This window comes from Nocardia sp. FDAARGOS_372 (genome assembly GCF_002554515.1).
Taxonomy (GTDB): Bacteria; Actinomycetota; Actinomycetes; order Mycobacteriales; family Mycobacteriaceae; genus Nocardia; species Nocardia farcinica.
Genome location: NZ_PDDW01000001.1, coordinates 3,366,346 through 3,381,073, shown reverse-complemented (window position 1 = coordinate 3,381,073; position 14,728 = coordinate 3,366,346). Strand labels below are relative to the sequence as shown.

Genomic DNA, 14,728 nt, shown 5'->3' with positions numbered 1-14,728 from the left:
CCCGCATCCATTCCTGGGAGGTCCACATGAACCCCGCAACCACCGAGCGCAAGACCGTGGTGGTCGTCGGCCACGGCATGGTCGGGCACCGCTTCGTCGAGGCGCTTCGCTCCCGCGACGAGTCCGGCACCTGGCAGGTCGTGATCCTGAGCGAGGAACGGCTGCCCGCCTACGACCGGGTCGGGCTCTCGTCCTACGTCGGCGCCTGGGACCCGGCCGCGCTGGCGCTGCCCGGCAACGACTACGCCGGTGACGACCTGGTGGAGCTGCGGCTCGGCCAGCGCGCCGAGGCCATCGACCGGCAGGCGCGCAAGGTCACCACCTCCACCGGCGAGACCATCGGCTACGACGCGCTGGTGCTGGCCACCGGCTCCTACGCCTTCGTCCCGCCGGTGCCCGGCCACGACCTCGACGGCTGCTTCGTCTACCGCACCATCGACGACCTGGACGGCATCCGCGCCACCGCCGAGGCGGCCGGGCCCGGTGCGCACGGCGTGGTCATCGGCGGTGGCCTGCTCGGCCTGGAGGCGGCCAACGCGCTCAAGCTGCTCGGGATGACCCCGCACGTCGTCGAATACAACAACCGCCTGATGCCCGCCCAGGTCGACGAGGGCGGCGGCGCCATCCTCGAGCGCCTGGTGACCGATCTCGGCCTGACCGTGCACACCGGCGTGGGCACGCAGTCCATCGAGCGCGCCGAGGACGGCACGCTGCGGCTGACGCTGTCCGACGACTCCACCATCGATGCCTCGATGGTGGTGTTCTCCGCGGGCATCCGCCCCAACGACCGGATCGCCCGCGAAGCCGGGCTCGAGGTCGGCCCGCGCGGCGGCATCGTCACCGACCTGTCGCTGCAGACCTCCGACCCGAACATCTGGGCCGTCGGCGAATGCGCCGCGGTCGAGGGCACCTGCTACGGCTTGGTCGCCCCCGGCTACACCACCGCCGAGATCGTCGCCGACCGCCTGCTGGGCGGCCGGGGCGAATTCCCGGGCGCCGACATGTCCACCAAGCTCAAGCTGATGGGCGTGGACGTGGCCAGCTTCGGCGACGCGCACGGTGTCACCGAGGGCGCGCTCTCGGTGGTGCTGCACGACGCCGCCAAGGGCACCTACGCCAAGCTCGTCGTCTCCGACGACGCCACGACCCTGCTGGGCGGCATCCTGGTCGGCGACGCCAGCCAGTACGCCGCGCTGCGCCCGCTCGTCGGCCGCCCGCTGCCCGCCGCACCGGCGGCGCTGATCTCGCCCGCCGGCGCGGAACTGGGCGCCGACGCGCTGCCCGACGACGCGCAGATCTGCTCCTGCAACAACGTCTCCAAGGGCGCGATCTGCGGCGCGATCGCCGAGGGCGCCTGCGACATCCCCGCGATCAAGAGCTGCACCACCGCGGGCACCTCCTGCGGCGGCTGCGTGCCGATGCTGAAGAAGCTGCTCGAGCAGTCCGGCGTGGCGATGTCCAAGGCGCTGTGCGAGCACTTCGAACAGTCGCGCGCCGAACTGTTCCAGATCGTCCAGGTGACCGGCATCCGCACCTTCTCCGGCCTGATCGCCAAGTACGGCAAGGGCAGCGGCTGCGACATCTGCAAGCCGACCGTGGCCTCCATCCTGGCCTCGACCTCGAGCGATCACATCCTCGACGGCGAGATGGCCGCGCTACAGGACACCAACGACCACTTCCTGGCCAACCTGCAGAAGAACGGCACCTACTCGGTGGTGCCTCGGATGCCCGGCGGCGAGGTCACCGCCGAGCAGCTGATCACCATCGGCGAGGTGGCCAAGGAGTTCGGCCTCTACGTCAAGGTCACCGGCGGCCAGCGCATCGACCTGTTCGGGGCGCGGGTGGAGCAGCTGCCGCGGATCTGGCAGCGGCTGGTGGACGCGGGCATGGAATCCGGCCACGCCTACGGCAAGTCGTTGCGCACCGTGAAGAGCTGCGTGGGCTCCACCTGGTGCCGCTACGGCCAGCAGGACTCGGTGGGCATGGCGGTGCTGCTCGAAAAGCGTTACCGCGGACTGCGTTCCCCGCACAAGCTGAAGCTGGCGGTGTCGGGCTGCGCCCGCGAATGCGCCGAGGCCCGCGGCAAGGACGTCGGCGTGATCGCCACCGAGAACGGCTGGAACCTCTACGTCGGCGGCAACGGTGGCCTGACCCCCAAGCACGCGGTGCTGCTGGCCGGCGAACTCGACGACGAGACGCTGATCCGCTACATCGACCGCTACCTGATGTTCTACATCCGCACCGCCGACCGGCTGCAGCGCACGGCGCCCTGGCAGGAGGCGCTCGAGGGCGGCATCGACTACCTGAAGCAGGTGATCTGCGAGGACAGCCTCGGCATCGCCGACGAGCTGGAGGCGGCGATGGCCCGCCACGTCGAGGGGTACAAGGACGAATGGGCCGCGGTGCTCGAGGACGAGGAGAAGCTCGCCCGCTTCGTCTCCTTCGTCAACGCGCCGGAGGAGGCCGACCCGACCATCGCCTTCGACGACAGCGGTGAGCGCAAGGTGCCGGTGCTGCTCGGCATGCCGGAGGTGGCGCCCCGCGTGGAATCCGTCACAGCCGCGCAGGCGAAATAACGGCTTAACGACGCGGAAACAGGACGCCGGTACCAATGAACCAGGCGTTCGGAGGAGGAACCCGATGACCGTAATCGACACACCCAGCATCTCGCCCGCCACGGCCACCGGTTGGACGCAAGCCTGCCGACTCGATTTCCTGATCCCCGGCCGCGGTGTCGCGGTGCTGCTGCGCGGCGGACGGCAGGCCGCGCTGTTCCTGCTGCCCGACGGCACGCTCTACGCCGTCGGCAACATCGATCCGTTCGGCCGCGCGGCGGTGATGTCGCGCGGGATAGTCGGCGATCGCGGCGGTGTGCCCGTCGTCGCCTCGCCACTGCTCAAGCAGGCGTTCTCGTTGCTCGACGGGCACTGCCTTGACGACGAATCGGCGGCGCTGCCGGTGTATGCGGTGCGCGTCGACGACGGCATCGTCTCGGTATCCAACGAGCCGGTCGCGCTCGAATCCTCGGACGGATGAACCACCTATGAGCACTATCGACGCGGGCGCCCCCCTCGCCGGATTCACCGTCGGCATCACGGCGGCGCGGCGCGCCGAGGAATTCGCCACCCTGTTGACCCGGCGGGGCGCGACCATCGTGTCCGCACCGGCCATCCGCATCATTCCGCTGGCCGACGACACCGAACTCGAGCGGGTCACCCGCACGTTGGTCGCCGAACCGCCGCAGATCGCCGTGGCCACCACCGGCATCGGTTTCCGCGGCTGGATGGAGGCCGCCGAGGGTTGGGGGCTGGCCGAGGACCTGCGCGGCACCCTGGCCGGGACCAGGTTGCTGGCCCGCGGCCCGAAGGCCAAGGGCGCCATCCGGGCCGCCGAACTGCGCGAGGAGTGGTCGCCGGCCTCGGAATCCTCCGCCGAGGTACTCGACCACCTGCTCGCCGAAGGCGTGGAGGGGGTGCGGATCGCGGTGCAGTTGCACGGGGCCACCACCGAATGGGAGCCGGTGCCCGACTTCTGCGAGGTGTTGCGCTGCGCCGGCGCCGATGTGGTGCCGGTGCCGGTGTACCGCTGGATTCCGCCCGCCGACCAGGGTCCGATGGATCAGCTGATCGAGGCGATCGTCACCGCGAGCCTGGACTGCGTGACCTTCACCAGCGCGCCCGCGGTGGCCTCGATGCTGATGCGCGCCAAGGAAACCGGGCTGCTGGAAGGCGTGCTGCACGCCCTGCGCACCCGGGTGCTGCCCGCGTGCGTCGGCCCGATCACCGCCGCGCCGCTGGAAGAACTCGGCGTGCCGACCTCCATGCCCGGCCGGGCCCGGCTGGGCGCGCTGGCCCGCCATGTGGCCGAGGAACTGCCGCGCCGCGCCAACCGCATCCAGGCCGCCGGACACACCATCAGTGTGCGCGGTGGGTGCGTGGTCGTCGACGGACAGGTGCGCCAGCTCGCGCCTGCCCCGATGGCGTTGATGCGCTCGCTGGCCCGCCAGCCCGGCCGCGTGGTCTCGCGCGAAGACCTGCTCGCCGCGCTGCCCGGCGGCGGTGAGGACACGCACGCGGTGGAGACCGCCATCGCCCGCCTGCGCGCCGGACTCGGCACGCCCAAGGCGATCCAGACCGTGGTCAAGCGCGGCTACCGGCTGGCGCTCGACACCGCCGACTGCGCCGACGACAACGCCGTGCCGCCGCGCGCGCCCGCTCGCACCCCGTCGGTGGGCACCCCGCTGCGGTCGGCGCGGTACGCGCAGCCGTTGGGGTCGTGGTGAACGCGCCCGCCCTGGTGCTGGTCGCGCACGGCACCAGGAGCACCCGGGGGGTCGAGATGATCGCCGCGCTCGCCGAGGCGGTCTCGCGGGAGCTGCGCGGACCGGTGGTGCGCACCGCGTTCGTCGACGTGCTCGGCCCTTCGCCCGCCGAGGTGCTGCGCGACCTGCGCGCCACCGCGCCGGGCACGCCCGCCGTGGTGATTCCGGCCTTCCTGGCCTCGGGTTATCACGTCTACCAGGACGTTCCGCGGGAAGTGGCGGAGAGCGCGCATCCGGCCGCGACGGTGACCCCGGCGATGGGGCCCGATCCCGCGCTGGCCCGGATCATGGCGCTGCGCGTGCGGGCGGCCGGCTGGCGGCCCGGCGACGCGGTCGTCGTCGCGGCGGCCGGATCCTCCGATCCGCGCGCGCGGGCCGACGTGCGCCGCGCGGCCGCGCTGCTGGCCGAGCAGCTGCACGCGCCGGTGCGGATCGGTTACGTGGCCACCGGCGCGCCGCGGGTCCCGGAAGTGGTTGCCGATCTTCGCGATTCGGGCGCCGACCGGGTGTTCGTCGCCTCCTATCTGCTGGCGCACGGGCTGTTCCAGCAGCGCCTGCACGAGGCGGGCGCGGACGGTGTGGCGGCGCCGATCGGCGTGCATCCCGCCGTCGTCCGGTTGCTGGCCGAGCGCTACCGCACTGCCGCGGCCGAATCCGTCGCGGTGCGGGTGCGCTGAATTCTCCTCGCGGTTCGCCCCTTTCCGGCGCGGCGCGGACTACCCTCGGAGACATGGCCGAGCGGGAGCGCGTGCCGGAGCGGGCACGGGAGCGAATACTGCGCGATCACGCGCGCACCGTCGCGCGCCGGGTGGCCTCGGGCGCGGCATGCGAGGTGACCGTGGCGGGCAGGCGGCTGTCGGTGCTGGCGCCGCGGCGAAAATCCTGCCCCGACTGGGCCCGGCTGCGGGTCGCGGTGCCGCACGCCGAATCCCTGCGGCCCCGGCTCGATCACGCCCTGACCCTGGCCGCGCGCGACGAGCGCCCCGACGGGCCCGCGCTCTGACACGCCGAGCCGACGAGCGGCGATGACGAAAGCCGGACACACCGTCTGCCGGTGCGCGAGACTGGTGGCATGCGTCGGCTCGTGAGCTGTTCGATTGCTGTCCTGGCGCTGTGCGCCGCCCTCCTCACCGCACCCACGGCCGCCGCCGCGCCCGGCTCGGCCATCCTCGACGTGCGCCCCCTGGGCGGCAGGCAGCTCGAGGTCGTGGTGCATTCGGCGGCGATGAACCGCCCGATCACCCTGTGGATGTCGCACCCCGGTCCCGGCGCACCCGCCCTCTACCTGCTCAATGCGGTCGACGGCGGCGAGGACGGCGGCCCGTGGATGAACCGCACCGATGTGGCCGCGTTCTTCGCCGACAAGAACGTCAACGTGATCGTGCCGATGGGCGGCCGCGCCAGCTACTACACCGACTGGGTCGCCGACGACCCGGTGCTCGGCCGCAACAAGTGGAGCACCTTCCTCACCGCCGAGCTGCCGCCGTTGCTGGAACAGCGGTTCGGTATGACCGGCCGCAATGCCGTTGCCGGACTGTCGATGTCGGCCACCTCCGCGCTGAACCTGGCGCTCGACGCCCCCGGCCGCTACCAGGCGGTCGGCGCCTACAGCGGCTGTGCCCGCACCAGCGACCCCGCCGGTCGCGCCCTCATCTACGCCGAACTCGCCGTGTTCGGCGCCAACGCCACCAACATGTGGGGCGGCCCCGACAGCCCGCTGTGGGCCGCCCACGACCCGGTGCTGCGCGCGGAAGAACTGCGCGGACTGGCCATCTACGTCTCCGCGGGTGACGGCCGACCGGGCAGGCACGAAACCCTCACCGCGCCCGGCATCGACGGCAACCCGATCGACCTGCTCGACCGCATGGTCGTCGGTGGCCTGATGGAGACGGTGATCGGCGGCTGCACCCGCCCGCTGGTCGACCGCCTCACCAGCCTGGCCATCCCCGCCACGCTCGCGCTGCGTCCCGGCACCCATTCGTGGCCGTACTGGCAGGACGACCTGCACGACTCCTGGCCGATGTTCGCCGCCGCCATCGGCGCCTGACCACACCGCGCGAGGACTCCCATGCCTTTCGATCCCGACCTCGCCGAGCGGCTGCGCGCCGTGCTCGCGGGCACGCCCGCCCTGGCCGAGAAGCGCATGTTCGGCGGTCTGGCCTTCCTCGTCGGCGGCAACCTCGCGGTCGCGGCCAGCCATGACGGCGGTCTGCTGGTGCGGGTCGACCCCGCCGAGGGGGAGCGCCTCCTCGACGACCGGCGCGTCATGCCGATGGTGATGGGCGGGCGCGAGATGCGTGGCTGGCTGCGGGTCGCGCCCGCCGCCGTCGACACCGACGCGGCCCTGCGGGCCTGGGTCGACCGCGGCGTGTTCTACGCGCGATCCCTGCCCCCGAAGTAGCCGCGAGACGATCGCCGGAAAAAAATCGCGGAGATGTGTCGAGGGGCCGGTGGTGGCTCCGACCGAAGGGTGACAGCACGGGCGGCAACGCCCACCCACCCTGACACGAGGAGCGACATCATGAGCGTCACCACCTTCTTCTGGTTCGACTCGCAGGCCGAGCAGGCGGCCGACACCTACGTCGGGCTGATCCCCGGCTCGCGCGTCATCGACGTGACCCGCAATCCCGACGGCTCGGCCTTCATCGTCACCCTGGAACTGGACGGGCACCCGGTCACCTTCATGAACGGCGGCCCCGGCCACCCCCAGACCGACGCCGCGTCCCTGCAGATCGTGGTCGACACGCAGGAGGAGGTCGACCGCCTCTGGGACGCGCTCACCGACGGCGGCGCCCCCGGCCCCTGCGGCTGGCTCGTCGACCGCTACGGCATGCACTGGCAGGTCGTCCCCGCCGCCCTCCCCACCCTCCTGTCCGGCCCCGGCGCCCCCGCCGTCGCCACCGCCCTGCGCACCATGACCAAGATCGACCTGAAAACCCTCCAGGACGCGGCCGAGGGGTGAACATCGGTGGGCTCCGTCGGGTTTCGGCGGGGCCCACCGATGGTTCAGCGCCAGTGCTCCGGGGTCACCGGGGCGTCCCAGGCCCGCGCGTAGCGGCGGGTGTCGGGGGCGTTGGTCTCCTTGGCTCGGTAGACGATGTAGGGGCGGGTGAGGTAGCCGACGGGGGCGCTGAACATGTGCACCAGGCGGGTGTAGGGCCAGACGGCGACCAGGGCGAGGACGACCAGGCCGTGCAGCTGGAAGGTCCAGGGCGTGTCGACCATGAGCTCGGGTTGCGGGTCGAGGGTGAACAGGCTGCGGAACCAGGGGGAGACGGTGGCGCGGTAGTCGTAGGTGCCCCACAGCAGGTTGCTGCCCCAGGTGTTGAGCAGGCCGGTGACCAGGGCGGCGGCCAGCAGGACGTACATCACCTTGTCGTTGGTGGTGGTGGCCTTGCGCACGGCGGGCACGGTGACCCGCCGGTACAGCAGGATCGCCACTCCGGCCAGCACCGCCGCGCCCGCGATCGATCCGGCCCCCACGGCGATGACGTGGTAGGTGTGCTCGGAGATCCCCACCGCACTCGTCCACGACGCCGGGATCAGCACGCCGAGCACGTGCCCGAAGAACACACCGAGCATGCCGAAGTGGAACAGCGGACTGCCCAGCCGCAGCAGCCGCGACTCGTAGATCTGCGAGGAACGGGTGGTCCAGCCGAACTGGTCGTTGCGGTAACGCCAGATGTGGCCGAGCACGAACGAGGTGATCGCGATGTAGGGCAGAATCAGCCACAGTTCGGCGGGCAGGTTGGGGCTGGCGTTCATCGGCGGCCTTCCGAGTGCGTGAACAGGGTGGGGTCCATCGCGAAGGGTTCGAGCCCCACCTCCTCCTCCGGTGGGCCCTGCGCGGCGAGTTCGGCGATGCGCCGCCGGTCGGCGGTGGTCGGCGGCGGCAGGGTCGCCAGCACCGCGCCCAGCGCGCCCGCATAGGGCGAACCGTTGTCGGACAACGACAGTCGCAGCAGTTCCAGCACCGGTACGTGCTCGCCGAGCAGCCGCTCGCCGCCGACCGGGTCGACGGTGGCGGCGAATTCGAGCAGCACCGGCAGGTGATCGGGCAGCTCCTGCTCGCCCGGTTCCACCCCGGCGTGCCGGTAGGCGTGCTTGAAGCGCAGCAGCGCCATGCCGCGCTTGCGGGTGTCGCCGTAGGCGTAGAAGGTCAGGTGCAGGCTGGCGCGCTTGCGCAGGTCGAAGGTCGCGACGTAGTCGGCGGCCAGGTCCAGCGGCGGCGTCACCCGCAGGTGGGTGAGCAGCGCGTCCAACGGACCGCGCACCGGATCGGGCAATTCCGTTGCCGCTGCGGTCAATTCGTCGAGCAGTCCGAGCAGCGGCGGGCCGGGATAGTCGAGCGCGAGCGCGGCCAGCCGCCAGACCAACCGCCGATCGCGCTCGGACATCGCCACCGCGGGCTCGGGCCTGCGGCGCAGTTTCAGCAGGCTCACGACGGCGCTCCCGTCACGTCGGGGGAGTGCGCGGCGGAGCCGGCGGCGGCGCCGTTGCCGCCACCGACCCCGTGCCCGGCGGCGCTGCCGTGCCCGTCCGCCGAACCGTTCGGCGAGGGCACCAGCCCCGCGGTGCTCTTGCCGTCCCAGTTCAACAGGTTGATCCGCCCCGACTTGCCCGCGGGCGCGGCCTCGTTGGTGTCGGTGAGATGGAACTTCTCCACCATCTGGTCGAAGGCGGTCATCCCCGGCCCGCCGTCGGTGTCGAGGCTGCACCCGGTGGCCAGTGAGTCCAGTTCGTGGGCGCGCGCGGTGGCGCCCTGCGGAATGACGTACCGGTCCTCGTACTTGGCGATGGCCAGCAGCCGGTACAGCGCCTCGATCTCCTCCGGCTCCAGCCGCACCGACGGCGCGATCGCCGGATCGGGCTCCTCGCCGAGGTTCACCGAGCGCATGAACGAGCGCATGCCCGCCAGTCGCTGCAACGCCGCCCGCACCGGACCCACCTCACCGGCGGTGAACAGTTCGGCCAGGTACTCCACCGGGATGCGCAGTGCGTCGATCGCGCCGAACAGGTTGCGCGCGTCCTCACCGTCGTGGCCGGTCTCGGTGAGCACGTCCACCACCGGCGACAGCGGCGGCACGTACCAGACCATCGGCATGGTCCGGTACTCCGGATGCAGCGGCAGCGCGATCTGGTAGTCGACGATCAGCCGGTAGACCGGCGAATCCTGCGCGGCCTGAAGCCAATCCGGTGAGATACCGGCCCGCTCCGCCTCGGCGATCACGCGCGGGTCGTGCGGGTTGAGGAACACACCCAGCTGCGCCGGGTACAGGTCGGCGGTGTCGGTGACGGAAGCGGCCTCGAGCACCTTGTCCGCGTCGTAGAGCATCACGCCGATGTAGCGCAACCTGCCCACGCAGGTCTCCGAGCACACCGTCGGGATGCCGACCTCCACCCGCGGGTAGCAGAAGGTGCACTTCTCGGCCTTGCCGGTCTTGTGGTTGAAGTAGATCTTCTTGTACGGGCAGCCGGTGACGCACTGGCGCCAACCGCGGCAGGCGTCCTGGTCGACGAGCACGATGCCGTCCTCGGCGCGCTTGTAGATCGCGCCGGAGGGGCACGAGGCCGCGCACGAGGGGTTGAGGCAGTGCTCGCAGATGCGCGGCAGGTAGAACATGAAGGTCTGCTCGAACTCGAGTTTCACCTGCTCGGACAGCCGGTTCAGCAGCGGGTCGCGGCCCACCTGCTCCGGGCCCGAACCCAGGTCGTCGTCCCAGTTGGCGCCCCAGGTCACCTGGGTGTCCGCGCCGGTGATCAGCGACTTGGGCCGCGCCACCGGGGTGGTGTCGGTGGGCGGGGCGGACAGCAGGTTGTCGTACTCGTAGCTCCACGGGTCGTAGTAGTCCGACACCGTGGGCAGATCGGGGTTGGCGAAGATGTTGAGCAACCGCTTCATCCGCGACCCGGATTTCAGGGTGAGCTTGCCGCGCTTGGTGAGCGTCCAGCCGCCCTTCCATTTCTCCTGGTCCTGGTACTGCCGGGGATAGCCCTGCCCGGGCCGGGTCTCGACGTTGTTGAACCAGACGTACTCGGTGCCGCCGCGATTGGTCCAGGCCTGTTTGCAGGTGACCGAGCAGGTGTGGCAGCCGATGCACTTGTCGAGGTTCATCACCATCGCCAGCTGTGCCATGACGCGCATGTCAGTACTCCACTTCCTGGGACCGGCGGCGAATGGTCGTCACCTCGTCGCGCTGATTACCGGTGGGTCCGTGGTAGTTCAGCGCGAAGGACTGTTGGGCGTAACCGCCGATGAGATGGGAGGGCTTGATCATGATCCGGGTCAGCGCGTTGTGGATGCCGCCGCGCTTGCCCTTGCCGACCCGCTCGGTGGGCGTGGGCCAGTCGAATCCGCTCGGGTCGGTGCCCTCGATGCGCGGCACGTCCACCGCGCGGTCCTGGGCGTGATACATGAACACGGTGCCCTCGGGCATGCGGTGCGAGACGATCGCGCGGGCGACCACGACGCCGTTGCGGTTGACCGCCTCGATCCAGTCGTTGTCGCGCACGCCGATCTTGGCCGCGTCCCGGTCCGACATCCAGATCGTCTGCCCGCCGCGCGAGAGCGTCAGCATGTGCAGGTTGTCCTGGTAGGCGGAGTGGATGGACCACTTGGAGTGCGGGGTCAGATAGCGCACCGTCACACCGCGTTCGGAGACCTCCCCGACGCCGGGCTCCCGGAACAGCGCGGTCATGTCCAGCGGCGGCCGGAAGATCGGCAGCTGCTCGCCGAGTTCGATCATCCAGTCGTGGTCGAGGTAGAAGTGCTGGCGGCCGGTGAGGGTGTGCCAGGGCTTGAGCCGTTCGGTGTTGATGGTGAACGGTGAGTACCGCCGGCCGCCGGTTTCGCTGCCCGACCACTCCGGGGAGGTGATCACCGGCACCGGCCGGGCCTGGGTGTCGGCGAAGGTGATCCGCTTCCCCTCGGCCTCGGCGGCCAGATCGGCGAGCCGAGTGCCGGTGCGCCGCTCGAGGGCGTGGAAGCCCTCGACCGCGAGCCGGCCGTTGGTGGTGCCCGACAGCGCCAGGATCGCCTCGGCGGCGTGGGTGTCCTTGGCCAGCGAGGGGCGGCCCCGCGCCACCCCCGACACCACGGTGCCGTTCACCCCGGCCAGGTACTCCACCTCGGCGTCGGGCAGCGTCGTGACGCCCTTGGTCGTCAGGCCCAGCTGCTCGACCAGCGGGCCGAGCGCGGCCATCTTCTCGGCCAGTTTCGGGTAGTCGCGCTCGACCACCACCAGCTTCGGCATGGTCTTGCCCGGAATCGGCTCGCACTCGCCGGCTTTCCAGTCGAGCACGCGGCCACCGGCCTGGGCGAGCGCGTCGGGCGAGTCGTGTTGCAACGGCACCGCGACGATGTCCTTGCGCACCCCCAGGTGCTTCTCGGCCATCCAGGAGAACCCGCGCGCGATCCGGTGGAACGCCTCGAAATCGGTCTTGGCCTCCCACGGCGGGGAGATCGCCGGCGAGAAGGCGTGCACGAACGGGTGCATGTCGGTGGAGGACAGATCGTGCTTCTCGTACCAGGTGGCCGCGGGGAGCACGATGTCGGAGAACAGCGTGGTGCTGGTCATCCGGAAATCTAGGCTCAGCAGCAGATCCAGCTTGCCGGTGGCGGCCTGCTCGCGCCAGACCAGTTCCTGCGGGCGCACGCCGGTGGCGTCGGTGGTCTGCAGGTTGGCGTCCGCGCCGAGCAGGTGACGGTGGAAGTACTCGTTGCCCTTGCCGGAGGAGCCGAGCAGATTGGCGCGCCACACCGTCAGACAGCGCGGGAAGTTCTCCGGGGCGTCGGGGTCCTCGCAGGCGAAACGCAGGTTCTGCGCCTTCAGTTCGGCCACCACGTGATCGGCGGCGGCCACGCCCTTCGCCTCGGCCTCGTCGGCCAGGTCGAGCGGGTTGCGGTCGAAGGTCGGGTAGCTCGGCATCCAGCCCAGCCGGCTGGCCAGCGCGATGTTGTCGGCGGCGGTGCGCCCGGCGAAGCGGCCCGTGCCCAGCGGCGAGGCGAACGATTCGGCGGTGAACGGGTCGTAGCGCCACTGGTCGTTGGTCAGGTACCAGAACACCGTGCCCTGCATCTGGCGCGGCGGCCGCTGCCAGTCCAGACCGAAGGCCAGCGTCGCCCAGCCGGTCACCGGACGGCACTTCTCCTGCCCGACGTAGTGCGCCCAGCCGCCGCCGTTGACGCCCTGGCAGCCGGTGAGCAGTGTCAGGGTGAAGAACGCGCGGTAGATCTGGTCGGAGTGGAACCAGTGGTTGGTGCCTGCGCCCATCAGGATCATCGACCGGCCGCCGGAGCGTTCGGCGTTGTCGGCGAATTCGCGGGCGATGCGCGCGGCCTGCACGGCCGGGACACCGGTGATGGTCTCCTGCCAGGCCGGGGTGTAGGGGGCGGTGGCGTCGTCGTAACCGGTCGGCCAGTCGCCGGGCAGACCCGCGCGGCCCACGCCGTATTGGGCGAGCAACAGATCGAACACCGTGGTCACCCGCCGCCCCGCGACGGTCACCGTCGGCACGCCGCGCACCAGCACGCCCGGCTGGTCGGCGTCGTAGCGCGGCAGTCGGACCGCGACCGGTTCGGCTTCGGCGCGGCCGTACAGGGTCAGCAGCGGTTCGACGCCCTCGAGGTCGAGGTTCCACCGGCCCGCGTCGGATTCGGTGAAGCGGTGGCCCAGCGAACCGTTGGGCACCACCGGCATGCCGTCGGCGTCGAGCAGCACCGGCTTGTGCGCGGCGTTGTCGTCGGCGCGGCCCAGATCGGCGGCGGTGAGGAACTTGCCCGCCAGCGCGCCGTCGTGGTGGTAGTTCCCTTCGGCGTCCCAGCCCCGCGGGTCGTCGAGGCAGACCAGGTAGGGCAGGTCGGTGTAGCGGGTGACGTAGTCGAGGAACCGCGGGGTGGCGCGCTCGACGAAGAACTCCCGCAGGATCACGTGCCCCATCGACATGGCAAGGGCGGCATCGGTTCCGGGGCGGGCCGCGACCCACTCGTCGGCGAACTTGGTGTTGTCGGCATAGTCCGGGGAGACCACCACCACCTTCTGGCCCCGGTAGCGCGCCTCGGTCATGTAGTGCGCGTCCGGGGTGCGGGTCACCGGGACGTTGGAGCCCCACATGATCAGGTATCCGGCGTCGAACCAGTCCGCCGATTCCGGCACGTCGGTCTGGTCGCCGAACACCTGCGGCGAGGCCACCGGCAGATCGGCGTACCAGTCGTAGAACGACAGCATCGAGCCGCCGAGCAGCGAGATGAACCGCGCCCCGACCGCGTGGCTCACCATCGACATGGCCGGAATCGGCGAGAAACCGGCCACCCGGTCCGGTCCGTACTTCTTGATCGTGTGCACGTGGGCGGCGGCGGCGATCTCGGCCGCCTCCCACCACTCGGCGCGCACGAAACCGCCCTTGCCGCGCGCGGATTTGTAGCGCGCCGCCTTCTCCGGGTCCTCGACCACGTCGGCCCAGGCCAGGACCGGGTCCTTGAGCCGCTCCTTGGCCTCGCGATAGAGCTCGAGCAGCGTGCCGCGCACGTACGGGTAGCGCACGCGGGCAGGGGAATAGGTGTACCAGGAGAACGACGCGCCCCGGGGGCAGCCGCGCGGCTCGTACTCCGGCTTGTCGGCGCCCACCGAGGGATAGTCGGTCTGCTGCGACTCCCAGGTGATCACGCCGTCCTTGACGTAGATCTTCCACGAGCACGAGCCGGTGCAGTTCACGCCGTGGGTGGACCGCACCACCTTGTCGTGTGCCCAGCGGTCGCGGTAGAACTCGTCGGCGGCGCGGCCGCCGACCTTGTGCAGGGAGCGTTGATCCGCCGACACCTCACCGCGCTGGAAGTACCGGCCCAGCCGGAGCAGGGCATCGCCCGCGTCGGCCGGGCGCGACGGCACCCGGTCCGCGGATGCCGAATGTGAAGTGCGCGAATGAACCACGACGCCCCCTTCGAGCGGTGAGATCGGGTGGTTGCACCGACTGTAAGGAGGGCGGCAGGCGCGTCCAAACGAATCTCTCACACCGCGCTCGGGGCGCGGGTGAGCTGTGAGATCGCGGCAACGTCGTGGTCACCGGGCCCGGCGGCGCCGCTCGCACCGGGTGGGGCGCGACCTGCGGTTATCGCCGGGGAACGGGGTTGTCCGGGGCGGGTGCGGTACCCGGCGCCCCGATCCGGTGAAGCTTTGGAAACCGGGGCTTCTCGGGCACTTTACAATCGTTAACACAATCCGGGCGGTCGGCTCGGGACACCCGCTGTGGCCGGGCGCACCGCGACGGGAAGTTCGCCGCGTGTTCACCCGACGGTGTGCGGGCACCGGGAAGACCCGCGCTCGCCGCCGCGACCGGCCCGCCGCGCGGGTGTCCTGGCCCGCGCCCTCGCCGCCGAGTAGACGCACGCGAGTGCGCACGCGATCCGGT

The 14,728-nt window shown here is 71.1% G+C and carries 12 protein-coding genes; 8 read left to right on the top strand and 4 right to left on the bottom strand.

Annotated elements, in window-relative coordinates:
• Positions 1-26: 26 nt before the first annotated feature.
• The 8 genes from nirB (at position 27) to CRM89_RS16200 (ending at position 7,283) form a co-directional block, all read left to right on the top strand.
• Positions 27-2,576, top strand: a complete 2,550-nt coding sequence (gene nirB / locus CRM89_RS16235) for a nitrite reductase large subunit NirB (RefSeq protein WP_060594620.1) — start codon at positions 27-29, stop codon at positions 2,574-2,576.
• 64 nt (positions 2,577-2,640) lie between these two features.
• Positions 2,641-3,036 carry a nitrite reductase small subunit NirD gene (nirD, locus tag CRM89_RS16230; protein WP_011211095.1) on the top strand — a complete coding sequence of 132 codons (396 nt, stop codon included), beginning with the start codon at positions 2,641-2,643 and terminating at the stop codon, positions 3,034-3,036.
• 7 nt (positions 3,037-3,043) lie between these two features.
• Complete coding sequence (locus CRM89_RS16225) at positions 3,044-4,282, top strand: uroporphyrinogen-III synthase (protein WP_060594621.1); 1,239 nt, start codon at positions 3,044-3,046, stop codon at positions 4,280-4,282.
• Positions 4,279-4,998, top strand: a complete 720-nt coding sequence (locus CRM89_RS16220) for a sirohydrochlorin chelatase (protein ID WP_060595159.1) — start codon at positions 4,279-4,281, stop codon at positions 4,996-4,998. Before CRM89_RS16225 ends, CRM89_RS16220 begins: the two co-directional genes overlap by 4 nt.
• A 53-nt stretch (positions 4,999-5,051) precedes the next feature.
• The gene (locus CRM89_RS16215; protein ID WP_060594622.1) at positions 5,052-5,324 is read left to right on the top strand and encodes a hypothetical protein; all 273 of its coding nucleotides are present in this window, start codon (positions 5,052-5,054) and stop codon (positions 5,322-5,324) included.
• A gap of 69 nt (positions 5,325-5,393) precedes the next feature.
• Positions 5,394-6,368 carry an alpha/beta hydrolase family protein gene (locus tag CRM89_RS16210; protein WP_060594623.1) on the top strand — a complete coding sequence of 325 codons (975 nt, stop codon included), beginning with the start codon at positions 5,394-5,396 and terminating at the stop codon, positions 6,366-6,368.
• 21 nt (positions 6,369-6,389) lie between these two features.
• Positions 6,390-6,722 (top strand): TfoX/Sxy family protein, encoded by a 333-nt coding sequence (locus CRM89_RS16205; RefSeq protein WP_060594624.1) that lies wholly within the window; start codon positions 6,390-6,392, stop codon positions 6,720-6,722.
• A gap of 120 nt (positions 6,723-6,842) precedes the next feature.
• Positions 6,843-7,283: a VOC family protein gene (locus CRM89_RS16200; protein WP_060594625.1), complete on the top strand. Its 441-nt coding sequence runs from the start codon at positions 6,843-6,845 to the stop codon at positions 7,281-7,283.
• A 44-nt stretch (positions 7,284-7,327) separates the two neighbouring features.
• Here the strand turns inward: CRM89_RS16200 and narI are convergent, their stop codons facing one another.
• From narI to CRM89_RS16180, 4 genes are read right to left on the bottom strand one after another with little or no spacing between them, the layout of a single operon-like run.
• Positions 7,328-8,086 carry a respiratory nitrate reductase subunit gamma gene (gene narI / locus CRM89_RS16195; protein WP_011211087.1) on the bottom strand — a complete coding sequence of 253 codons (759 nt, stop codon included), beginning with the start codon at positions 8,084-8,086 and terminating at the stop codon, positions 7,328-7,330.
• Positions 8,083-8,763, bottom strand: a complete 681-nt coding sequence (narJ, locus tag CRM89_RS16190) for a nitrate reductase molybdenum cofactor assembly chaperone (RefSeq protein ID WP_098084813.1) — start codon at positions 8,761-8,763, stop codon at positions 8,083-8,085. The genes narI and narJ overlap by 4 nt, the downstream gene beginning before the upstream one ends.
• Positions 8,760-10,466, bottom strand: a complete 1,707-nt coding sequence (gene narH, locus CRM89_RS16185) for a nitrate reductase subunit beta (RefSeq protein WP_086838596.1) — start codon at positions 10,464-10,466, stop codon at positions 8,760-8,762. Before narH ends, narJ begins: the two co-directional genes overlap by 4 nt.
• A gap of 1 nt (position 10,467) precedes the next feature.
• Positions 10,468-14,208: a nitrate reductase subunit alpha gene (locus CRM89_RS16180; protein WP_098084810.1), complete on the bottom strand. Its 3,741-nt coding sequence runs from the start codon at positions 14,206-14,208 to the stop codon at positions 10,468-10,470.
• Between the last annotated feature and the right edge of the window lie 520 nt (positions 14,209-14,728).

Coding starts and splice junctions, on each gene's coding strand:
- nirD (WP_011211095.1), top strand. CDS start 2,641: ATGACCGTAATCGACACACCCAGCATCTCGCCCGCCACGGCCACCGGT.
- narI (WP_011211087.1), bottom strand. CDS start 8,086: ATGAACGCCAGCCCCAACCTGCCCGCCGAACTGTGGCTGATTCTGCCC.
- CRM89_RS16200 (WP_060594625.1), top strand. CDS start 6,843: ATGAGCGTCACCACCTTCTTCTGGTTCGACTCGCAGGCCGAGCAGGCG.
- CRM89_RS16215 (WP_060594622.1), top strand. CDS start 5,052: ATGGCCGAGCGGGAGCGCGTGCCGGAGCGGGCACGGGAGCGAATACTG.
- nirB (WP_060594620.1), top strand. CDS start 27: ATGAACCCCGCAACCACCGAGCGCAAGACCGTGGTGGTCGTCGGCCAC.
- CRM89_RS16225 (WP_060594621.1), top strand. CDS start 3,044: ATGAGCACTATCGACGCGGGCGCCCCCCTCGCCGGATTCACCGTCGGC.
- CRM89_RS16205 (WP_060594624.1), top strand. CDS start 6,390: ATGCCTTTCGATCCCGACCTCGCCGAGCGGCTGCGCGCCGTGCTCGCG.
- narH (WP_086838596.1), bottom strand. CDS start 10,466: ATGCGCGTCATGGCACAGCTGGCGATGGTGATGAACCTCGACAAGTGC.
- CRM89_RS16210 (WP_060594623.1), top strand. CDS start 5,394: ATGCGTCGGCTCGTGAGCTGTTCGATTGCTGTCCTGGCGCTGTGCGCC.